The sequence below is a fragment of the Deinococcus aquatilis DSM 23025 genome, from assembly GCF_000378445.1.
GTDB lineage: Bacteria > Deinococcota > Deinococci > Deinococcales > Deinococcaceae > Deinococcus > Deinococcus aquatilis.
In genome coordinates this window covers 1-21993 of record NZ_KB899760.1, presented here as the reverse complement: position 1 = coordinate 21993, position 21993 = coordinate 1, and the positions used below count along the sequence as shown (strand labels likewise).

Annotated in this window: 21 protein-coding genes; 15 read left to right on the top strand and 6 right to left on the bottom strand. The window is 62.6% G+C overall.

Translation table 11 applies throughout. From position 1 onward, the window contains the following. The 3 genes from F561_RS0122410 to F561_RS0122400 all read left to right on the top strand — a co-directional run. A partial coding sequence (locus tag F561_RS0122410; RefSeq protein ID WP_019012204.1) for a 3-oxoacid CoA-transferase subunit B occupies positions 1 to 533 on the top strand: 533 nt, incomplete at its 5' end. A 147-nt stretch (positions 534 to 680) separates the two neighbouring features. Next, the gene (locus F561_RS0122405; RefSeq protein ID WP_026299150.1) at positions 681 to 2348 is read left to right on the top strand and encodes an acyl-CoA carboxylase subunit beta; all 1668 of its coding nucleotides are present in this window, start codon (positions 681 to 683) and stop codon (positions 2346 to 2348) included. A 77-nt stretch (positions 2349 to 2425) separates the two neighbouring features. Continuing rightward, a complete protein-coding gene (locus tag F561_RS0122400; protein WP_019012202.1) occupies positions 2426 to 3631 on the top strand; it encodes an acyl-CoA dehydrogenase family protein in 1206 nt (401 codons plus the stop codon). A gap of 140 nt (positions 3632 to 3771) precedes the next feature. Here the strand turns inward: F561_RS0122400 and F561_RS0122395 are convergent, their stop codons facing one another. From F561_RS0122395 to F561_RS0122385, 3 genes are all read right to left on the bottom strand, one after another. Continuing rightward, positions 3772 to 4803: a helix-turn-helix domain-containing protein gene (locus F561_RS0122395; RefSeq protein ID WP_019012201.1), complete on the bottom strand. Its 1032-nt coding sequence runs from the start codon at positions 4801 to 4803 to the stop codon at positions 3772 to 3774. Positions 4804 to 5008: 205 nt separating this feature from the next. Next, positions 5009 to 5923, bottom strand: a complete 915-nt coding sequence (locus tag F561_RS0122390; RefSeq protein WP_019012200.1) for an ABC transporter permease — start codon at positions 5921 to 5923, stop codon at positions 5009 to 5011. Next, a complete protein-coding gene (locus tag F561_RS0122385; RefSeq protein WP_019012199.1) occupies positions 5924 to 7906 on the bottom strand; it encodes an ABC transporter permease in 1983 nt (660 codons plus the stop codon). It lies immediately after the preceding gene. Between the two features lie 142 nt (positions 7907 to 8048). Here F561_RS0122385 and ndk point away from each other — a divergent pair, with 142 nt between their 5' ends. From ndk to F561_RS0122345, 8 genes are all read left to right on the top strand, one after another. Then, positions 8049 to 8462 carry a nucleoside-diphosphate kinase gene (gene ndk, locus F561_RS0122380; RefSeq protein WP_019012198.1) on the top strand — a complete coding sequence of 138 codons (414 nt, stop codon included), beginning with the start codon at positions 8049 to 8051 and terminating at the stop codon, positions 8460 to 8462. 466 nt (positions 8463 to 8928) lie between these two features. Beyond that, on the top strand, positions 8929 to 9867 hold the full coding sequence (locus F561_RS0122375; protein WP_245556612.1) for a GGDEF domain-containing protein: 939 nt from the start codon (positions 8929 to 8931) through the stop codon (positions 9865 to 9867). Between the two features lie 76 nt (positions 9868 to 9943). Further along, positions 9944 to 10408, top strand: coding sequence for a hypothetical protein (locus F561_RS0122370; protein WP_019012196.1), 465 nt, complete (start codon positions 9944 to 9946; stop codon positions 10406 to 10408). Then, entirely contained in the window at positions 10409 to 10723 is a 315-nt protein-coding gene (locus F561_RS0122365) for a hypothetical protein (protein WP_019012195.1), read from the top strand. Positions 10724 to 10848: 125 nt separating this feature from the next. After that, positions 10849 to 11625, top strand: coding sequence for a nitroreductase family protein (locus F561_RS0122360; RefSeq protein ID WP_040381680.1), 777 nt, complete (start codon positions 10849 to 10851; stop codon positions 11623 to 11625). A 103-nt stretch (positions 11626 to 11728) separates the two neighbouring features. Beyond that, the gene (locus F561_RS0122355) at positions 11729 to 12646 is read left to right on the top strand and encodes an aldo/keto reductase (RefSeq protein WP_040381677.1); all 918 of its coding nucleotides are present in this window, start codon (positions 11729 to 11731) and stop codon (positions 12644 to 12646) included. 252 nt (positions 12647 to 12898) lie between these two features. Continuing rightward, positions 12899 to 14869 carry an endonuclease gene (locus tag F561_RS0122350; protein ID WP_019012192.1) on the top strand — a complete coding sequence of 657 codons (1971 nt, stop codon included), beginning with the start codon at positions 12899 to 12901 and terminating at the stop codon, positions 14867 to 14869. 85 nt (positions 14870 to 14954) lie between these two features. Beyond that, entirely contained in the window at positions 14955 to 15371 is a 417-nt protein-coding gene (locus F561_RS0122345; RefSeq protein ID WP_026299148.1) for a hypothetical protein, read from the top strand. Positions 15372 to 15487: 116 nt separating this feature from the next. On the opposite strand, the gene F561_RS0122340 is transcribed toward F561_RS0122345, so the two are convergent. Beyond that, positions 15488 to 15775: a hypothetical protein gene (locus F561_RS0122340; protein ID WP_019012190.1), complete on the bottom strand. Its 288-nt coding sequence runs from the start codon at positions 15773 to 15775 to the stop codon at positions 15488 to 15490. Positions 15776 to 16076: 301 nt separating this feature from the next. Here F561_RS0122340 and F561_RS0122335 point away from each other — a divergent pair, with 301 nt between their 5' ends. Both F561_RS0122335 and F561_RS0122330 read left to right on the top strand, forming a co-directional pair. Further along, a complete protein-coding gene (locus F561_RS0122335) occupies positions 16077 to 16610 on the top strand; it encodes a hypothetical protein (RefSeq protein ID WP_019012189.1) in 534 nt (177 codons plus the stop codon). Then, entirely contained in the window at positions 16607 to 17239 is a 633-nt protein-coding gene (locus tag F561_RS0122330) for a ComF family protein (RefSeq protein ID WP_342662296.1), read from the top strand. The genes F561_RS0122335 and F561_RS0122330 overlap by 4 nt, the downstream gene beginning before the upstream one ends. On the opposite strand, the gene mnmC2 is transcribed toward F561_RS0122330, so the two are convergent. Further along, the gene (gene mnmC2 / locus F561_RS0122325; protein WP_019012187.1) at positions 17226 to 17927 is read right to left on the bottom strand and encodes a tRNA (5-methylaminomethyl-2-thiouridine)(34)-methyltransferase MnmC2; all 702 of its coding nucleotides are present in this window, start codon (positions 17925 to 17927) and stop codon (positions 17226 to 17228) included. The two genes, F561_RS0122330 and mnmC2, sit on opposite strands and share 14 nt — an antisense overlap. 168 nt (positions 17928 to 18095) lie before the next feature. On the opposite strand from mnmC2, the gene F561_RS0122320 reads away from it, so the two are divergent. Together F561_RS0122320 and F561_RS0122315 are read left to right on the top strand one after the other, a co-directional pair. Continuing rightward, positions 18096 to 20120, top strand: coding sequence for an elongation factor G (locus tag F561_RS0122320; protein ID WP_019012186.1), 2025 nt, complete (start codon positions 18096 to 18098; stop codon positions 20118 to 20120). Between the two features lie 34 nt (positions 20121 to 20154). Then, positions 20155 to 20526, top strand: coding sequence for a hypothetical protein (locus tag F561_RS0122315; protein WP_019012185.1), 372 nt, complete (start codon positions 20155 to 20157; stop codon positions 20524 to 20526). Here the strand turns inward: F561_RS0122315 and tnpC are convergent. Then, complete coding sequence (tnpC, locus tag F561_RS0122310; RefSeq protein ID WP_245556598.1) at positions 20516 to 21925, bottom strand: IS66 family transposase; 1410 nt, start codon at positions 21923 to 21925, stop codon at positions 20516 to 20518. The two genes, F561_RS0122315 and tnpC, sit on opposite strands and share 11 nt — an antisense overlap. Between the last annotated feature and the right edge of the window lie 68 nt (positions 21926 to 21993).

The following is a 21993-nucleotide window of genomic DNA, read 5'->3' as shown; positions in this document are numbered from 1 at the left end:
CCAATCATCTTCCGGTGGGAATCGAGGTGATGTTGCAGTCCGAAAACGGACTGCTGGGCATCGGGCCGTTTCCCACCGAAGCTGAAGTGGATGCGGACCTGATCAACGCGGGCAAGCAGACGGTGACGGCCTTACCGGGGGCCAGCTTTTTTTCGAGTGCGGACAGTTTTGCCATGATCCGGGGGGGACACATCGATCTGGCGATTCTGGGGGCGATGCAGGTGAGTGCGTCGGGGGATCTGGCGAACTGGATGATTCCGGGCAAGATGGTCAAGGGCATGGGTGGGGCGATGGATCTGGTGGCGGGGGTGCGGCGGGTGGTGGTGCTGATGGAACACACCGCCAGAGATGGCTCGCCCAAACTGGTGGCCGAATGCGACCTGCCGCTGACGGGGCAGCGGGTGGTGGACCGCATCATCACGGAACTGGGCGTCTTGGACGTCACTCCGGCGGGCCTGAGACTGGTCGAACTGGCCCCAGGCGTCTCGCTGGCAGAGATGCAGCACAGGACTGGCGTCCCCGTGGTGGTGTAATTCCGGGGCGGAGGCAACAAAGCTGATGCGATCAGGAGGGTGTCTTCTCCCCTGATCGTCCTGCCTCGCTTTCCTAACAAGCGTTTGTTAGACTATGACCATCTCAACCATTTTGCCCTTTCTCACGGACACTCCCCCGGAGGCTTCATGACCCAGGCTCCACCCCCCACCGATCTTTCACCCGCTGCGGCGGCCTGGGCAGACGCGCTTGAGCGCCTCGCCGCCGACCGCCTGCGGGTTCATGCGGGCGGCGGCCCCAAAGCTCAGCAGCGCCAGCACGACAAAAACCGCCTGACCGCCCGCGAACGAATTGCCCGTCTGATCGACTCCGGCACACCTCTTGACGAACTGATGACCTTTGCGGGCTGGGACATGTACCCCGAAGTCGGCGGTTGCCCCAGCGGAGGCACCGTCACGGGCATCGGCCAGATCGGGGGCCGCCCGTGGATGATCATTGCCAACGACGCCACCGTGAAGGCAGGGGCCTTTTTCCCCATCACGGCCAAAAAGGTGATCCGGGCGCAGACGATGGCGCTGGAAAACCATCTGCCCGTGGTGTATCTGGTGGATTCGGCGGGCGTGTATCTGCCCATGCAGGATGAGATTTTCCCCGATCAGGATGACTTTGGGCGGGTCTTTTACCTGAATGCCCGCATGAGTGCACGCGGCATCCCGCAGATTGCCGCGATTATGGGTAACTGCGTGGCAGGCGGCGCATATCTGCCCGTGATGTGTGACACCCTGATCATGACCGAGGGTTCGGGCCTCTATCTGGCGGGGCCTGCGCTGGTGCGGGCGGCCATCGGGCAGGTCGTGGAATCTGAGGAACTGGGCGGGGCCACCATGCACGCGGCCATTGCCGGAACCGTGGACTACAAGGAACCCGACGACGACGCGGCCCTGAAACGGGTGCGGGCGCTGGCCGACCTGTACGCGCAGGGCGACGCGGCTCCGTGGGCGCGGCGGCGGGCCGAGATCAGGGCGGCCCCCCAGCGCGACCTGACCGAACTGGTGGGCTATGAAGACTCCAAGCCCTACGACGTGCGCCACCTGATTACCTCCATCGTGGATGGGGGAGAGTTGCACGAATTCAAGGCCGAGTACGGAGAAACCATCGTCTGCGGATTCGCGCGGCTGGGCGGCTATCCGGTGGGATTCGTGGCAAACCAGCGCACCGTGATCAAAAAGAAACTGAAGGCGGGCGGCGAACCCGGCCTGCGTACCCGAATAGAGGTCGGTGGCGTGATCTACGGCGACAGCGCCGACAAAGCTGCCCGCTTCATTCTGGACGCCAACCAGGCGGGCGTGCCGCTGATTTTTCTGAGCGACGTGACCGGATTCATGGTGGGCCGTGACTCCGAGCAGGAAGGCATTATCCGGCGGGGCGCAAAGCTGGTGAACGCCGTATCCAACAGCGTGGTGCCCAAAATCACGGTGATCACAGGCGGTAGCTTCGGCGCGGGCAACTACGCCATGAACGGCAAAGCCTTTGGTCCCCGCTTCCTGTTTGCGTGGCCCAGTGCCAAATATGCCGTCATGAGCGGTAACGCGGCGGCCAAAACCCTGCTGGATATTCAGCTGGCGGCCCTGAAACGCAGCGGCCACGAACCCGACGACGAAGAACTCACGCGCCTGTATGACGAAGTGAAATCCAAATACGACACCGAACTCGACCCGCGCTACGCCGCCTCCCGCCTGTGGGTAGACGAAATCATCGAACCCAACGACACCCGCGAACGCCTGATCCGTGCCCTCGAAGCCTGCGCGGGCAATCCGCATCAGGACGAATTCCGCGTCGGCGTTTTTCAGGTCTGAGAGCCAGAGACAGTCTCAGGCGCATTGCCCAGTCCAGCCACCCACCCAAAAACCCCCACCATCTCCGGAGGCTCCACATGACCAGCACCCTGAACCGCCCCACCCCCAGCTCCAACGTCGAGCCGATGAACGACGATCAGCGCGGCATCATCAGCGCCCTCAAGAGCTTCTTGAAGAACAAAGTGGAACCCGGAGCCGCCGAGCGCGACCAGACCAGTGAATTCCCGATGCAGATCGTGAAGGAACTGGGCGATATGGGCATCATGGGGGCGCAGACGCCCGAAGAGTACGGCGGCACGGGGCTGGATACGGCCACTTTTGCCATGATTATCGAAGAAATCGCGGCGGTTGACGGCAGCCTGTGTCTGACGGTGGCCTCTCACAATTCGCTTTGTCAGGGCCACATTCTGGTGGGCGGCACCGAGGCGCAAAAGCAGAAGTTCTTGCCTGCGCTGGCGAGTGCCGCCAAACTGGGCGCGTGGGGCCTGACCGAACCCGGCAGCGGCTCTGACAGCGGCGGCCTGCAAACCCGCGCTGCCGAGCAGCCCGATGGAAGCTGGATTCTGAACGGTTCCAAGAACTTCATTACGCAGGGCAGTGTGGGCGGCACCTACGTCATTCTGGCCCGCACCGACGCTGCCCGCGAGGGCAAGGGCAAAAACGACGGCATCAGCGCCTTTGTTTTTAACCGCGATGAGGTCACGGGGTTTTCCATTGGCCGCAAGGAAGACAAACTGGGCCTGCGCAGCAGCGATACCGCCCAGCTGATTTTTGAAGACATTCATCTGCCCGCCGACGCCCTGTTGGGCGAGCGGGGCAACGCCTTCAAGGACGTGATGAAGGTGCTGGACGGCGGACGCGTGGGCATTGCCGCGATGGGGCTGGGGCTGGGCCGCGCCGCCTTCGAGTACGCCGCCAAGTACACGCTGGAGCGTCAGCAGTTCGGCAAACCCATTGCCCTGAACCAGAACATCAGTTTCCGGTTGGCCGACATGGACACCAAACTGGAAGCGGCCCGCCTGCTGATTCGCAAGGCCGCCGATCTCAAAGACGCGGGCATGAACTTTACGGCAGCGGTGGCCCGCGCCAAGCTGTACGCGACTACGGTGGGCGTCGAAGCCTGCGACGAAGCCATTCAGATGCTTGGCGGCTACGGCTACGTCAAGGAATATCCTGTAGAACGCTTCTGGCGCGACAACCGCCTGACCCGCATCGGTGAAGGCACCGACGAGGTGCAGCGCCTCGTGATCAGCCGTGACGTATTGAAGCGTTTTGCACAGTAGTTATATGGATTGCGATTGAAAGCCCAAGTAAGGTGCTTTTGAGGGGTATTCCGAGAGACGAAGCAGGCCCGCTGGAATGATCTCCAGCGGGCCTGCTCTTGTGGACCTGACTTGTGTTGCTCAGATCAGCGTATTTTCCTTCAGAACGAACGGGTGACCACGCGCCCGCTGCCGCCCATTGCCAGGGCCGCGCCTCCATTGACGCTGACGCTGACGGCTCCGGCATTCCCTGCCCGAATCGTGACACCCACCGGAAAGGCTTTGGTGGTTCCGGCGGCGGGCGTACCCTCGAACAGGACACGGCCCGTCTTATCGGTAATTCGTGTCCAGGAGGGAGCCGTAAAGGTGACCTGCACAGCAGCAGCGGTGGTCGGTTTGGCTGCGCTGGGAGTTGCTGGCTTGGTTGCCTGTGAATTCTGTGCTGACTTGCCTGGGGTGCTGACGCTTGCCGCAGGTTTGGGTGCAGCCTGCGGCAACGCCGCGAGGTCAGTCAGGCTGCTGTTGCCCTGTGAGGTCGGCAGCAACCGCGCCCTCAGATTGCGCCCTGTCTGAAGCGAGATGGTCTGGTTGATGTTCTGCCGTCCACCGTATTCTACGCGCAGCACGGCATTCTGGCGGGCATCTACCGGAAAAGACTTGACAGGAGTGACGCCCAGATCGCGGTTATCCAGAAAGACTTTTGCACCGGGCGGCACGCTGCTGATGCTCAGGCGCACGGTGCGGGCCGGGGCAGGGCTGGGGGCCGGAACCTGTGGTTTGGCGACCACCACAGTGGGCGCTGGGGCAGCGGTGGGCCTGTTGAACAGGTAGTAGCCACCTGCGCCAAGGATTACAGCGGCGCTTGCCAGGCCTGCCAGAGCTGCTGGCCCCAGCCCCAGACTGCGGCGGCCCGCCTGATTCCGCACGGCCTGACTCTGCATAGACTGCGCGACCTCGGGCGAGGCAGGCAGCAGCCGATCAAAATCGGTCAGGAGAGGAGCCGGATCTACGCCCAGTTCGCGGGCGTAACGCTGCAAATAAGAGCGGGCAAAGGTGCGCTCAGGCAGCAGCGCCGTGTTACCGTCTTCCAGTGCCCGCAGGTAGTCACCGCGGATTTTGGTTTTCAAAGACAGTTCCTGAGTGCTGAGGCCTTGGGCTTCGCGGGCTAATTTGAGAGTCGAACCGAAGCTCATATTTACCACCTTACGCTTTCTTTATCGTTTCTGTTGTTCCCTGTCGAGGCAGATGCATAGACTGACTAGTAAGGGAATTATAATTCTATCATATCCCCTCTCTCTACTACTATATGTTCTCTGACATTTTTGTGGCCTGTGACAACAAACGGTGGCGGCCCAAATCTGCTCGGGGCCGCCACAGAAGGTCATTCAGGGAGGCGGATCAACCGTCGAAAGGCTTCCCGAGCGCTTTTGGCGCGGCGCTACGACCCGTGAAGATCAGCGCGATGATGGTGACGAGGAAGGGCAGGGCCGACACCAGCGTGGGCGGAAGCAGATCGGTGCCGCCCAACTGGATCGACAGGGCCTGCAGGAAGCCGAACAGAGCCGTGGCTCCCAGCACCCCCAGCGGTTTCCATTGCCCGAAAATCAGCGCGGCCAACGAAATAAATCCCATTCCAGCACTCATGTTCCGCACGTAGGAATCGAGGTTGCCGATACTCAGGAACACGCCTGCGGTGCCTGCCAGCACGCCCGACAGGATAACGGCGCTGTAGCGCATGCGGCGTACATTGACGCCCATGCTGGCGGCCGCGCCGGGCTGCTCGCCTGTGGCCCGGAGACGCAGACCATACGGCGTCTTGTAGACCACATACCAGATCACAGCCACCAGCACGAAGGCGAAGTACACCGGCGGCGAGAACCGCAGTTCCCCGACCCCCCACAGCGGCAGGCCGTATTCCACCTTGGGACTTTCGGTGCTGCTGCCGTACAAAGCAGCCAGAATAACGGGTGGTACACCGCTGGCGAGCAGGTTGATGGCCGTACCGCTGATGACCTGATCGGCGCGGTATTTGATGCTGAGGAGGGCGTGAATCCAGGCCACCAGTCCACCTACGGCAGCTCCAGCCAACCAACCCACCCAGGGCGAGAGTGGCCCCAGCGCAGGTTCGATCTGCTTGGTGATAATTGCGCCGCTGAGTGCGCCGAAGATAATCAGGCCGTCCAGCGCGATGTTGACCACGCCGCTGCGTTCTGAAAACAGGCCGCCGAGGGCTGTGAGCAGCAGGGGCACAAATGAACGGATGAAGATAGCCAGAAACGAAATCCCGAAAATCTGGGCCAGAAGATCCTGCATTTACTTGCCCCCTTCGCGGGTGTTGTTTTCAGAAGAGAGGCCGACATTGGGCAGCGGCGTGCCCTGCTCGGTTTTGGCAACCGGAGCGTCCAGTCGCGCCGCATCGGGTTTGCCAGTGGCTTCTACAGCCTTCAGCAACTGGGGGGGCGGTGGATCGGTGACGCGGCGGCTGAGGAATCCGCCTGCGGCGATAAACAGCACGATCAGGGCTTTCAGTACCGTCACGATGTCTTTGTTGATCTGCTCCAGCTTCAGGTCTACGTCGATGCCGCCCGTATCGATGGTACCGAACAGCATGCTGGCGGCCACCACGCCCACCGGAGTGCTCTGGCCCATCAGGGCCACGGCGATTCCGTCAAAGCCCACGTTGGCGGGCATGTTGCCCTTCAGGCGGTACTCGTCCAGTGCGCCGCCGTTCACGTAGTGCGTCCCGGCCAGACCTGCAAACATTCCGGCAAAGGTCATCGCCAAGATGGTGTTGCGGGCCACGCTGATCCCGCCGTATTCGGCTGCTTTGGGAGACAGACCTACTGCACGCAGCGCGTATCCAGTGGCCGTGCGCCACATCAGGGTGCCGAATCCGGCCACGCACAGCAGCGCAATCAGGAATGAGGCGTTCAGTTGGCTGCCCGCGATCTGTACCGGAACGCCGATCCGCCAGGTCAGTGCGCCGACCACCAGCGCGGCAACAAAGGCCAACACTCCAGCATTCTTGACCTTGCGCCGCCCCAGAATCCAGCGGCCCAGAGCCAGGGTGATCAGGCCAAACACGATGCCGAGGCTCATGACGGTTGCGCCGCTGCCGCCCACGTTAAAGAATTGCAGCAGTGTGGGCAGGCGGGCCGCTTCCTGCAACTCATTGCTGCGGGCCTCGAAGCCTTCGGCCTTGAAGGGCATGTTGTATTCACGCCCCAGGAATGGAAAGGTCTCGCTGCCGATCAGGAAGATAAAAATGGCCGAAGCGATGTAGTTGAGCATGATGGTATTGATGACTTCGCTGGAGCCGAAGCGGGCTTTGAGCAGGCCGGGAATGCCGCCCCACAGTGCGCCCCCGATGCCTGCCGCGATGACCGAGAGAGGCAGCAGCAACCAGCCCAGACCCGCCGGAGCGTACACGCCCACCAGCATGGCTCCGATGGCTCCCATGGTCAGCTGACCAGGAGCGCCCACATTGAAGAGGCCCGTGCGGAAGGCAAATGCCACGCTGAGGCCCGTAAAGATCAGTGGGGTTGCCAATTTGAGGCTGTCCAGGAAAGGGTTCAGGCGCGTAATCGGGGCGAACAGCGTGGAATACACGAAATACACGAGGTCTGTTTTTGCCAGCCAGCCGCCCCACAAACTCAGAGCTGCCCCCGTGCCGTTGACGGCGGGCTGCACCAGCAACACCACGATTGCGCCAACCAGAATTGCCAGGCCGATGGCGACGGTAGGCACCAACAGGCTCCGCAAGCGGTTCAGGCGATCCCACCAGACCTGCCGCGCACTCAGGCCTGCGCCCGCCGCGATCAGTCCGGCCAGCATGGGCAAAAACAGACCCAGGTTCATGCCGCCGCCGCCGTAGAAGTTGCGGAGAGTACGCTTGGCTCCGGGCCTGAGCGTCGTGTCGGCGGCGATCCGGGCCGATTCTGCATTCAGGACACCGTTCAGGAGGAGCACGGCGGCCAGTGCCGTTGCGAATCCCAGCAGGCCCGTGATCCAGAACCAACGCTCGCGGCGCAGCGCTCCCACCAGCGTCGCCAACATGAAGATCAGGGTGACCCAGCCCAGTGCGGTGGTTGTACCGGAGGAAGGCAGACGCACCTGAGGGTCTGCGGTCAGGTTCAGGGCCGCGCCGCTCAGGTGCAGCAGCACGGCGTTGCCATCAAAGGAGCGCCCCAACACGGCCAGGGGCGTTAAGACCAGACCCGCCGCCGCGACTGCACTGACGATCAGTGCGATCCGCGACGCGACGGGAGAGGGGCGAGAATCAGGAAGGTACGTCACCCTGCCATTGTACGGAAGCGGAATGCTTCAGAGGAGAGGTCAGGACGCGGGATGTGAAAAAAAACGATTCAGTTGGCAGGATGGCTGCCCTATTTCTTTCCCTCAGCGCGTTGCTCCCGCGTTTGCTATCCTGTGCGCCGCTATGGAACGTACCTTTGCCATGATCAAGCCCGATGGGGTTCGCCGGGGCCTGACGCCCGAAATTCTCGCCCGCATTCAGAAGAAGGGCTACCGCGTGGTCGGCCTCAAGCAGATGACCATCGCCCGTGAGACCGCCGAATCACACTACGGCGAGCACAAGGAACGCCCCTTTTTCGGGGAACTCGTGGACTTCATTACGGGCGGCCCAGTCGTTGCCATCGCTCTAGAAGGCGAAAACGCCATTCTGGGCTGGCGCGGCATGATGGGCGCGACCAACCCTGCCAACGCCGCCCCCGGCAGCATCCGCGCCGATTTTGCTACCACCACCGGCGAAAACGTGACGCACGGCAGCGATAGCCCTGAAAGCGCCGAGCGCGAACTAGCACTCTTTTTCGCACCGGGCGAACTGCTCTAAAGCTGGAAAGATTTTGGGCCACTCAAGTTGAGCTTGATTCTGCTGTTTGGATCAAACGGAAGGCTAACTTCAGTGGCCTGAGCAGAGATAAGGGAAAAAACAGGATAGAGAGGCAGGTACAAGGGAACAGCTCTGATTTCCCTTTGCCTGCTTTCCTCTTCTAAAACTGGAAGTTCAATTTCTGGGCCGTTTTCTGCTTGTTTGGCTGTCTGCTTGGTATTGCAGGCAGCCAAACAACTGAGAGACGGTCTTTTGCCAATCTTAGAGACGCTTTTCAACTCCCTGGCCCTCTCTGATGACCCTCAAGCCAGCTGAAGCAAGGCATTTGTCAGGATCCGCACATTAGAATGCGGCTCACTTCATGTCTCGCCCTGTCACGCTTTTAGAGAATCAACTGCTGCGCACCCGTCAACAGGTGTTGCAATTGGTGACGATTAGCTATCTTCTTTACACAGTCGTCTCATCTTTGATCTCTGCGCCCGGTGCTTTTCCTGAGGCTTATCAATACGGCAAATACTGGGCAGATTTGATCTGTCTGGCTGCACTGATAGCGGTGCAGATCACGCCGCGCCGCGTCACCATGATTGCGTCGGTGTCCTACATCGCCTTGATCCCCATCATGATTCTGGAAATGGAGCGCCTCCTGAGACGCGGCCTGGTGCCCTACGATTCAGCCCTCTGGATGACATGCGGCATCGCCCTGGCCTTTGTGCTGATGGGATCACGTCTGGGGACGTGGTTTACCAATAGCCTGCTGCTGTTGGTGCTGGGTATGCTGATCCTGATTCAGCCTGCTACGCCCTCTCTGGCGGCGGCCTGGTTTACTGGAATGGTCGTGGTGGGCGTGATGAGCGGCGTGTGTTATACGGTCACGCGGTTCATCGAATCCAATCTGGTGATGCACGAGCAGGATCACGCCAAGCTCAAGGCCGCGCGACTGGACTCGCTGACAGGAGTGCCGGGCCGCGCCGCCATAGAGGAAGAACTGAACCGGGGGCTGGAATATGCCCGCAAAACAGGCACGCCCCTGAGCCTGTTGGTGGGCGACATAGACCATTTCAAGACCGTGAACGACCACCATGGGCACAACACCGGAGACGATGTGCTGCGGGCCGTCGCCAAACGCCTGAGGCGCAACGTGGGCGGCACAGGGGGCACAGTGGGACGCTGGGGCGGCGAAGAATTCGTGGTGCTGTTGCCCGGCCTCGCCAAGCCTGACGCCCTGGTGCTGGCCGAACGCCTGCGCCGCGAAATCAGCGATTCTCAACTGGCGGGCCTGATCATCACCACCAGTTTCGGGGTCGCCTCTTACCGGGGGCCGAACGACACTGCCGACCAGTTGTTTGGCCGCGCCGATCAGGCCCTCTACGAAGCCAAACGCGCCGGGCGCAATTCCGTTCGCTGAGTGGCGTGGTCGGCAGGCCAGGGCCGAGGGGCATTTTGCCTGCGCTCCAGCGCCTGTGCCGGAGTATCTTGCGCCCATGCGTCTGTCTGCTTCGGCCCTCCTGCTCTGTGCCTGCGCTGCATTGCCGGGCTGTGGGCCAAAGCAGCAGCAAGACCTGACAGCCACCGTTCTGTTTACGGCCAGCGGTTCTTTCGATGCCCAGGCTGACCTCAAAGACCGGATCGGCGGCGGCATTCGGCGGGTTCAGTGGACCAGGAAGCCTCCGCTGGACGCCGCAGAAGTCACGGTGCGCTACGACAGTGACGCCCGTCCGCTGGCCTGGATCATGGAGGTCAAGACTCCGCAATTCACTGCTGAAACCCTGGCTGGCTCCGGTGCCGAGGCGGTCGATACGGCGCAGGGCAAGGGCACGTTTGTGGCCTCCGGTCGCCTGCGTGACGTGCTGATTTTGCCTACTGCCACGGGCCTGACCCTCCTTACCCGTGGGTACGCGGCGCAGGAAGAACCCACGCTGCTGCCCGCCTTTGGCCGCGTTCGCTGAGTGGCACACCATCTGGCTCTGTCGGTCACGGCGGCGCTGTTGCTGGCGCTCCTGACGCTGGGCCTCTCGCTGCAACTGGGCCTCCGCAAGACCGCGGTGCGCTGGCCTCATCACGCTCTGTTTTTCGCCGTGTGTGCGGGCGTCGTTCTGTCAGGCGGGCTGGCAATTCGGGCAGGTGCACGCGGCTGGGCGCTGCTGCCTGCGCTGCTCCTGCTGCTGCTGATGCCCCGCACCCGTCCGGGCCGTGCTGCACACTGGCGGCTGGCGTTGGCCTGTGCGCTGGCGTTCGCGGGCGGTCTGTGGGCGGCCTGGTAAACCCCACTTCCCGCTCAAGCTGCTAGCGTAAAGATCATGTCTACTGTGCCGCATTCCTGCTCTTGCCTGTTCAAAGGGGTGTGCCCTTGAATCCTTCCTCAGAACTGCCCGCTGTGATTCAGGGCATGTTGGCCCGCCGCACCACCAACGGCCCGTTTTTGCCCGGCCCGGTCAACCGAGAACATCAGGAAACGCTGATGCGGGTGGCTCAGGCCGCGCCCAGCCATTTCAACAGCCAGCCCTGGCGCTTCGTGCTGATAGAAAATCCGCACACGATTGGCGAAGTGGCGCGGATCGCGGGCGAAAGCATGACCGAACTGATCGAGGCAGGCGTGTTTTTTGAGCGTTATCGCCGTTATTTCCGGTTCAGTACCGCCGAAATGGAGGAGCGGCGTGATGGCATCCACATCGACCATCTGCCAGGGCCGCTCAAGCCCTTTACCCGGCAGGTCTTCAGCGATGCGGGCCTGAAGCTGATGCGCCAACTGGGTGTGCCCAGAAAGTTGGGCGAGGACAACCGCAAACTGGTCCAGGGGAGTCCGTTGCTGTTGGCCGCCCTGCTCGATAAGGGCGAATACCGGCCCGGCGAACTCAGCGGCTTTTACAGCATTTTCGGTCTGGGTGCGTCCATCGAAAATATCTGGAATGCGGTGGGTTCGCTGGGCATGGGCATTCAGTTCGTGAGTACACCCATGGAAATTCCGCGACAGTGGAAGGCCGTGCAGGAGTTGTTGCACGTGCCGGACGAACTGGAACTGATGGCCGTCTACCGCCTCGGCTACCTGCCGCCCGAGCAGCCCCGCCCCACCATCGACTGGAGCAGCCGCCACCGCAAGCGCCTGTCTCAATTCGTGTTCCGGGAAACCTGCGATGTGCCGGAAACCGACGGCCCGCTGGACTGAAGAACGCTGGTCTGAAGATGAGTAAAACCTGGATGCCAGTTAAAGCTTTCCTGCGTGGCCTCCTCGCAGCCTGACGCGCACAATGCCGCTCGGAGGCATCACCATGACACAGACTGAACTGCCCACCCCCAATGCAGCCGAAAGCGGCACCTTCCAGATTGGCGGCGACCTGAGCGTCAACCGTTTGGGATTTGGAGCCATGCGGATCACGGGCCAGGGCATCTGGGGCGACCCCGCCAACCCCCAAGGCGCACTGGAAACCCTGCGCCGCCTGCCCGATCTGGGCGTCAATTTTATCGACACCGCCGACAGCTACGGCCCCGCCGTCAGTGAAGAATTGATCCGTACCGCGCTGCATCCTTACGACACCGTGGTTGTGGCGACCAAAGGCGGCCTGACCCGCACCGGGCCGGACGTGTGGATTCCGGTGGGCCGCCCCGAGTACCTCAAGCAGCAGGCGCATCTCTCTCGCCGCCGCCTGGGTGTAGACCGGATCGACCTGTGGCAACTGCACCGCATCGACAGCCGCGTACCCCGTGACGAGCAATTTGATGCCATAAAGCAACTGATGGACGAAGGCGTGATCCGTCACGCGGGCCTGAGCGAAGTGAGCGTGGAAGAAATTCAGGCGGCCCAACAGGTCTTCCCGGTGTCTACGGTACAGAACCTCTACAATCTGGTCACCCGTCAATCTGAAGCCGTGCTGGACTACTGCGCAAGCAACAACATCGGATTCATTCCCTGGTTTCCATTGGCCGCAGGTGGGCTGGCCCGTGAAGGCAGCGTCCTGAGTGAGATCGCCGCCCGCCTGAATGCCTCGCCGTCTCAGGTGGCGTTGGCGTGGGTGCTGAAGCGGAGTCCGGTGATGTTGCCCATTCCCGGCACAGGCAAAGTCAAGCACTTGGAAGAAAACGTGGCCGCCGCCCACCTGACGCTGACGGACGAAGATTTCCGCGCACTGGACGAAGTGGGCCAGCAGGAATGGCAGGCGCAGCAGGCCAAGAAGGGCCAGCAGGACTAAGGGCTGGTCAGTCGGTCGGCAGCCGTAAGCGCTGAGATTGCTGCTCTCTAGGACAACGATCAAGCAGGACTGCTGATTTTCTTGGAGGGTCAGGCGGGGGCGAAATGTCTCTGCCTGACCCCTGTTTTATGTCCGACAGGGGGAGCGCCACAGGTCTGTCTGGTCCAGAGTTGATGGCGCAGACTTGATGATCCAAGGCTTCATCACCTGACCTCAAACCGTCCTCACCTCCAGCCCCGTTACGCTGACCGCATGACCAACGGGTTTGAGGAAGGCCAGCCGGGAGAGGTACCGCAGGACGTGATTCAGGCCACCTGTGCCCGCTTCGTTCAGCGCGATTCGGTGCGGGTAGGGCAGTTGGAGCGGCTGAATGTGGGCGGCCCGCTGGCTGCCGACACGCCGGAGCGCATAGAGGCGCGTCTGACCCGTCTGGGTGTCCCACTTTCCGATGCACGGGCGATGGTCGAGGGCCGCGAGGACATGGACAATATCGCGGCCCGGTTGCCCGACAGTGTGCGCTTGGGGCTGGAGCGTGTGCTGGGGGCCAACGATCTGGTCTCTGTGGCTTACCTCGATCTGGCGCGGGCGGCGTCACGGGCCGTGGGCCGGGTGGTCATCCGAACGGCAGGCGGGCGAATCCTGGGTTACGGCACAGGCTGGCTCTGCGGCCCGCGCACCATCCTGACCAATCATCATGTGTTGCAGGACTTTGCCGCCGCCCGCACCAGCGTCATTGAATTCGACTACGAACGCCGACCCGATCAGACCATCCGCACTCCGGTCACGCTCGCGCTTGATCCGGCCACGTTGTTCCTGACCTCAGAGGCGCTGGATTATTCCCTGGTGGCAGTGCAGGGAGAGACAGCGGCGTTTGGTTGGTTGCCCCTGTTCGGCAGCAGCGATAAAGACCTGATCGGAGAGGCCCTGAGCATCATCCAGCATCCCTCGGGCGAGCCGAAGCAGGTGGCGCTTCGCGAAAACCGGCTGGTAGACAGGCTGCCCGATTATCTGCACTACGAAACAGATACTGCCCCCGGCTCCAGCGGCAGCCCCGTCTTCAACGACGCCTGGGAAGTGGTGGCGCTTCACCACAGCGGCGTCCCCCGCACCGACGATCAGGGCCGCACCCTGCGCCGAGACGGGCAGCCCGCGCAACCCGGCGACCCGGATACGCTGATCGACTGGATCGCCAACGAGGGCGTACGCATCAGCCGGATCATGCAGGACCTCCGCAGCCGCCCCGACGCCGCCGGAAACGCGCTGGTACAGGAAGTGCTGGCGGGCAACCGTCCGGCCTTGGTGGGGCCGCCGGAAGCTCTGCCGGGCGATCTGGCCGGAGAGGGGGCGCGGGTCATCGACCTCGGCTCGCTGACGCTGGATGCCGAGGGGAACGCCACCGTGCCTCTCTCGGTGCGCCTGCGCGTGGGCAGTACTGGCCCCGCGCCCAGTGCGCCTGCCGAGGCCCGCCCCTACCTTGATCCCGCAGACGATGCCGCTGCCGCCGCCTACTATGCTGGCCTCCCGCTATCGGAGACGCCGTCCTTTCTGGCCCTGTCCCAACTGGTCACGCGCACGCATCAGCACCTGCTGCCCTACGATCCCGCCGCCGAACTGTACCCGTGGGTAGACCTCTGGCCCGATGGCAAATTGCGGAGTCTGTATTCAGGGCGCGAACACACCGCCGCCGAACTGATCGCCGCAGACCGCACCGCGCAGGCCAGAAGGCTGGAACTGGCCGCCCGCGAGAGCCTGAGCGCCGACGCGCTGGAAGACGCACTGCCCTACAACTGTGAACATGTGGTGCCGCAGTCGTGGTTTGCCAAGCGCCAGCCTATGCGCGGCGACCTGCACCACCTGTTTGCCTGCGAACCGGATTGCAATTCGTTCCGGGGTAATACGCCCTACTTCGATTTCCCCGATTACGGCGAGGCGCTGCGAACCGACTGCGGGCGGCGCGACCCCGGCGAGTTTGAACCCGCGCAGGGCAAGGGCGCGGCGGCGCGGGCCACGCTCTATTTTCTGCTGAGGTATCCGGGTGTGGTACGCCAGTACTCGGCACGGCACCTGCAAACGCTACTGGCATGGCACGCGGCGCAGCCTCCCGCCGACTGGGAGCGCCACCGCAACGCCGCCATTGCAGCGCGTCAGGGCAACCGGAACCCACTGATAGACCACCCGGAATGGGCCTCAGAGGTGGACTTCGGAGAGGGGCTGGGACAGTAAAAAAAGGAGGGAGAGAGCAGTTTTGCAAGGCAATCTTCAGGCCCACGCTGCCTTCTTCTGCACCTTTCCGCGCTACCCTGACTTCATGTCTGCCCCCGATTCTTCTCCCCCAGTGGCCGCCCGCACAGACAAGGGTGTGCGCGGCCACGAGCTTGACCTGCACGTTACCTTTGCTCAGGCTTTGCCGCGTGAGCAGGCGCTGGCCGCACTGCTGGCCCTCGAAGGTATGACCGTCGAACTGTATGCCCCGCACGGTCAGCCGGAAGCGCCCATTCCTTCGGCCCGCCTGACTGGGCCTCTGCGCGATCCGGAGGCCACACGCACCGCGCTCACTGGCCTGTTGGCCGCCGATGCCCGCACCATCGAGGTCGGCTTACACGGTTTTCTCCGTAGCGTGACTGGGCAGACCGAGTGGATGCCCTGGCGCAAAAACACCGTCCTGCCCCGCAACAGGGTAGACGGCGTAACGTTTGCCGAGGGCGTGAAATTTATTCTGGAATGAACCGAGTGTCGGGGTGAGGACGGAGTACTCGGCCACAAGCTTTTCCTACTCTCTCACGCCCGACCGTCTAGCACCGGCAGAATGCCGGACTTGTTCAGCGTTTCAGACTCCGCTGTTCAGGCGCTGAGCGGCAGTACCCAGGCCCGCGCCTTGGCTCCCTCGTCTTCGGCAGGGCGCAGAACCAGCACTTCCAGTTGGGCGTCGGGGCGCAGCAAGTAGGGCAACCATGAATAGTTCAGAGAACTCAGGGCGGCGCGGGCCTGCTGTCCTGTATGGGAAATATCGTGCAGCACCACCACGGCACGTTCACCGCCCGTACTGACCCATACATCGGCTTTCGCCTGCTGGTCTATGCCCAAAAAGTCCCGGTATTCAAATTGATGGTCGCGCCTCAACAGGTGCATTTCCCCGTGTCTCCTTTATCTTCCTATAACCAACGGATGTGTTTGTGGTCTCAGCCTATCCGCTTTGCCTGTCTTGTCAAACAGTCGTTTGTCCCGAACAGCCTGTTGGCGGCTGACCAGAAGGTACAGAAGGCATTCTGCCAGATCATCAAAGACGAAAAAGTCACAAACTTACAAGACGACGGGTCATGTAGTTGGAGAGGTGCCTGACGACTCCTTCTCATCTCAAATGAATTCTGGGATACCCGGACAGAGCGTACTTGCACAGTCTTGCTGTGCCGTCCTTCTTTAGAATGACCGCGTGACTCCTGCGCCTGTCTCCGAACTCCTGCTGGAATATCAGGGGTATGTGCTGGCTTACCGTCTGCGGGCAGCGGTGGGGGGCCGGGTCGCTCCTCCGGGCGAGCAGTTGGCGTTGTCCGGTTACGCGGCGCGGCGGCTGGAGCGGCAGGAACTGGCCCGCACCCTCATTCGGGCGGGCCTTGCACCGGGCCGCATGGCCGATCTCGACCGCCTGTCGGATGAACTGATGTTCGGGTTCTGGCTCAATCCATCCGAGGTGGCCGCCTTTTTGCGGGCCGCGATCCGGCAGGGCAGTCACCCGGCGTTGGGCGACCCGGACGCCTTTGCCGCGCTGCTCACTCCGGGCGAACAGGGAAGGCTGGGCCGGGCTGGAGTGCGGCTGGTATGCGCCCACCACCTCACCTGCCTGACGCTGGCCGCGCCCATGCTTGACCCGGATGCCTTGGCGGGCGTCTGGAAGCGCGTTGAGGCCACCACACCGCCGCTATTCATCGACGCTCTTTTTGTCGATGAAGGGGCAAGCGACATTTGAGCGCGTTGCTGGGCTTTGTCCGGGTCTTATTGCCGCGCTCCTGTCCGGGTTGTGGCCGCCAACTGGGGGCAGAGGCGGGCCTGTGTGGGGCGTGCCGCACGTCTCTGACGCCCCGCACCGAGTGGCATAGCCCGATGCGCCCGCAGCCGGAACCCCATCTGGTCACGCTGGGACGCTATGTCGGCCCCACCCGCCGTGCCGTGCGTGCCCTGAAATTTGGCGGCGCACACGATCTGTCGGGCGTGCTGGGCCAGACGCTGGCGCGGGGCATTCCGCCCGGTTGGGGGGTGTCTTGCGTGGTGCCCGTGCCGCTGCATACCAGCCGCCAACGCGAACGCGGGTTCAACCAATCCATGCTGCTGGCCGAAGTGGTCGGGCGAGAACTGGGTATTCCTGCCGTGCCCGCCGTGCGCCGCATCCGGGCCACCGCGCAGCAGGCCAAACTGCATGCCGCAGACCGCAGCGCCAACCTTGTCGGAGCGTTCCGGGCCGATGCTGCCCTGTTGCCACGCGGCCCGGTTCTTCTGCTCGATGATGTGATGACCTCCGGTGCCACATTATTGGCCTGCCGCGACGCCCTGAACGCTGCCGGAGTGCACCAGTTGTATTACGCCGTCATTGCCCGCTGAGGGGGGGCAAAGGCTCCCGCACGGCCCGCAGATGCTCCCGTTTGCCTTTCGGCCCCGCCCGTTTTTCCACACTCAGGCCCGCTGCGGCCAGCGCTCGCCGGACCCGCCCAGCGGCGCTGTAGGTTGCCAGTATTCCGCCCGGAGCCAGTGCCCCCGCCAGCCGCGCCGCCACTTCCGGCGTCCAGACTTCAGGGTTGCGGTCAGGCGAAAAGCCGTCCAGATACAGCGCCGAGGCCCACGCCTGCGGCAGATCGGCGGTCAGGACATCCAAAAAATGCACGGTCAGGCGCACCTGTTCAGCTTCTACCGTCAGCGTGGGCAGCGTGGGCCAGCCCTCCAGCAACGCTGTCCACGCCGGATGCTCCGTGCCCTCGTTGCCCTCAGCCACAGCCCGCAGCACCTCTGACGTGGCTGGGTCGAATTCGTAGGCCACATACTCCAGCGGCACTCCCCGGCGGGCCGCATCGGTCAGGGTGGCCCGGAAGTTCACGCCCACGCCGAAGCCGATTTCCAGCACGCGGGGGGTGGGGTGGGTGTGCGTGTCCGTACCCTCTACAAACACATGCCGCGCCTGTCCTGCGGCCCCAAACCGCGATCCGTACGCTTCTCCGAACCGGGCATTGAAGGCGGTGCGCGAGCCGTCTGGCGTGTCGATCAGGGTAGGCAGAGCAGAAGGGTCGGCGGGCATGAGCCAAAGCATAACGCCGCTTTCTCGCTCCTCCATTCTGGCCCGCGTGTTCTGGGCCTGTTGTGAATGCCCTTGCCAGAGGTATGCTGACGCCACCAAAAGAGAAGTCGGCGCGGTGGTTGTTCACCCATTCACTTTCAGTTCCTCAAAAGGTCTGGTGGTGCAAAAATGCCCGTCCGTATTGTCAGCATCGCCGCGCACAGTGGCGCGGGAAAAACCACGCTCTCCGAAGCCCTGCTGCACCGTTGCGGGGCCATTTCACGTGCTGGAAAGGTCGAGGACGGCTCCACGCAATCCGATCACACCGAGGCCGAAAAACGCCACGGATTTTCTATCACCACCGGAGTGCTGCGCCTGACCTGCGGCGGCACGGAATTCACGCTGCTGGACACGCCCGGATACGCCGATTTCGTGCGCGAGATTCGTGGGGCGATTCGGGCCGCCGATTCCACTCTGGTTCTGGTCAGCGGCGTCAGCGGGGTCGAGGTGGGCACCGAGCGCGTGTGGGCCACCGCAGACCGTTTTGCAATGCCGCGTGTGGTCGTGATCAACAAGATGGACCGGGAGCGGGCCGACTTTTTCGCGGTGCTGGCCGACATCAAATCCAGCCTGAAGGGGCCAGTGGCCGCCGCGTATCTGCCGCTGGGCCAGGGCGCAGATTTCCGGGGCGTGGTGGAAGTCCTGACGGGCCGGGTGATTCTGGCAAGTGGGGAAGAGGGCCAACCAGAAGACGCCTCCAGCCTCCGCGCTCCGCTCAGGGAGGCCCGCGAAGCCCTGCTGGACGCCATCGTAGAAACCGACGACGACCTGATGAGCCGCTATCTGGAGGGCGAGGAACTCAGCCCTGAGGAGTTGCACAGTGCCTTCCTGAAGGGCGTCCATGCGGGCACGCTGTATCCGGTGATTCCCGTCAGTGCGGTTACGGGGGTGGGCCTCAGCGCCCTGCTGGAGCTGATGGTGGCTGGCATGAGAAGCGCCCGCGAGCGCGGCCCGGTGACGGGCACCGACGGGCAGACCCGCGACCCCCTGCCGGAAGCGCCTGCCAGCGCCCGCGTGTGGCGCATCAGCGTCGATCCGTATGTGGGCAAACTGGCGTATATCCGGGTCTGGAGCGGCATCATCAGACCCGGCGACACGCTCCGCAATACCACCCGTGGCGTGGACATCAGACCCGCGCACCTGTATGTCGTGAACGGCAAAGACCTGACCGAAGTGCCGGAACTGCGGGCCGGAATGATCGGCGTGCTGACCAAATTACCCGATCTGCACACGGGCGACACCCTCGCAGACCCCGCGCATCCCATCGAATACGATCCGCTGTTGCTGCCCGACCCCGCCCATACGGTGGCCCTGCACGCCACGACCCGTCAGGACGAAGACCGCCTGAGTGCGGCCATGTCGCGGATTCTGGACGAAGACCCGACCCTGCATTTTACCCGCGAACCCCAGACCGGAGAGCAATTGCTGTCGGGCATGGGCGAGATGCATACCGTGATCGCCATTGAAAAGCTGGCTGCGCTGGGCGTGAACGTCACCACCAGCATTCCGCAGATTCCGTACCGCGAAACCATCCACGCACCTGCTCAGGCGCAGGGCAAGCACAAAAAACAGAGCGGCGGGCACGGGCAATACGGAGATTGCCGCATTCGCATCGAACCCGGCGAGGGCTACGCCTTCAAGAGTGCGGTGGTGGGCGGCGCGATTCCCGGCAAATACATTCCCAGCATAGAGAAAGGCGTGCAGGACGCCCTGCAAAAAGGCCCGCTGGCAGGTTATCCGCTACAGGATATTCACGTCACCGTGACCGACGGCAGCTACCACGACGTAGACAGTAGCGACATCGCTTTTCGGACTGCCGGAATGCTGGCCCTGAGAAATGCTGTGCAGGACGCCCGCCCCGCCCTGCTGGAACCCGTGATGCTGCTGAAGGTGCGTGCGCCCGCGCAGTTTACCGGCGACCTGATTGGCGACCTGCAAACCCGCCGCGCCCGTGTGCAGGGCATGGAACCCGAAGGCACAGTGATTACCGTGAGTGCCGTGGTGCCGCAGGCCGAACTCCAGAATTACAGCGCCGACCTCCGCAGCCTGACCGGAGACCGGGGCGCGTATTCCATCAAGCTGCACGGCTATCAGGATGTGCCCGAGCATCTGGCGAAAAAGGTGATCGAGGAGAGGAAGGGGGCAGGGGAGTAGAGGCTCTCTGTGCTTCCTTATAAAGTTCTAAATCATGATTGTTGACGACCTGTATTGCAAGCTATATCTGGATGCGAACCTGGAGAGGCGTCCTCTCGTTGAGATGATGGTCAATATTGTTCAAGGAGACGTTGTTATGAATGAAGTGAGGTCGAATGTGTTCGATCTCTATATCAAGAAAAATGAATTTGCAGTAGAAAATTCAGTAGACTTTATAAAATTTCGGTTTTATGTCGAAGCCGAAGTGTCGCAGCATTTTAAGGGAACACCACTGGAATATAAGAAGAATCTGGCCGACCTGATCCAGAGGATGTTGAATCTGGGCTTCAAGGTGATTCCAGCGTCTGTGATTAGCGCCTCCCTGGATGCCCGGCCGAAGGTCGGGCATCCAAGCTTTAACGGGTGAGGCCGGTCAGGACGGCGACGGGATCTTGACCGCGCAACCGCGCGGTCTCCACGGTGGACTTGATCCGCATGTACGTCTGCGCGCCCACCGCGTTCTTGCTGCACTGCGAGACCTTCCTCGCCATCACCACGGTCCGCAGACTCCGTTCCGCCGCATTGTTCGTCGGTGGAATGTCCGGATCCTTCAGGAACTGCCACAACCGATCGAGTCCATGCTGCTTCAGGATGCCCAGCCGGAGTCGTTCGTTCGCCTTCGACTTCAGCGGTGCCCGGTTCAGCAAGGCCTCCAGGCGCAGGGTGAGTTCTTCACCCTGTTGCGCGTATTCCTCTTGCGTACACACACTCGTCGTCACGTTCCGGTGCAGTCGGATTCCATCCCGGAAGACCTGCGCAACCCGCTGTCCGTACAGCTCTCCACGTCCAGGGCGCCCCTGCTGCCCGGCGGCGACCTCATCGGCATTGCGGATCAGGTGCGCCAGGCACTTCTGCTGCTTGACCCCTTCTAGGAAGCGGCTGTCGTACGAGGAGAAGCGGTCGCTGACCAGCACGCCCGCGAAGTTCTGTCCCAGCCCTTGGCGGACTTCCACGTTCGTGTGCTGCAGGTTGGCGCGGAAGACCACGGTGTCCGCGCTGCGGAACGCGCCCACCCACGCGTTTTGGGTGCCGATCCGCCAGCCGGTGTCGTCGTGATGCACGAACGGAGCGTGTTGCACTTGTGCCTGGAGAGCCTCGACGTGAGCGGCGAGGGGGCTGCCGTCGGCGGCAAGCCGCCGTGCGGCTTGCGTGATCGCACCTTGCGTGACCTGCACGCCGCCTAGGAGGTTCATGACCCGACCGATTCGGCGCACGGGCAGACCCACCTCGTGATGCAGGGTCTGAAGGGTGGCGTGCAGAACCGGTCCGAGTCGGTGGGCGGTGGCACCCATCTGATCGGCCTTTAGGGCGGGATGGTTACCACGCACCGCGTGGTGACACTGGGGGCAGTCCATGACGGGCACGTGGTACTCGGTGACCTGCATGGCGTTCTGAGGGACAAGTTCCGTGACCCAGGCTTTGTCGTGACGGGTGAAGATCAGCAGTCCTGTGAAACCACACCGAGGACAGGTGTTTGGCGTGTCAACCTGTACGGTCTCGGTGATCTGTTGTGGCGTGGGTGGCGACTTGTGCGCGAAGGTGCCTTCACCAGGACGGCGTCCTGGTGATTTGGGTTGGGCAGTGCGCGTCTCCCGGCTGAAGGGCGCGGCATACTTGCGGGCCCGTCGTTCCAGCTCTTCAATACGCTTCTTCAGGCGGATATGTTCGGCCTGAAGCGCTTTGTTCTCCGCGATCAACTGGTCAATCTGCTCGGACTGGCGACGGATGATCTCGAAGAGATCTTTCTCAGTCACCTCGGAGCTCATGGACAGCATGGTAACGGCAAGAGTGCCCGGCTGAAAGCCGGGCACTCTTGGAGGCGCTAATCACAGAC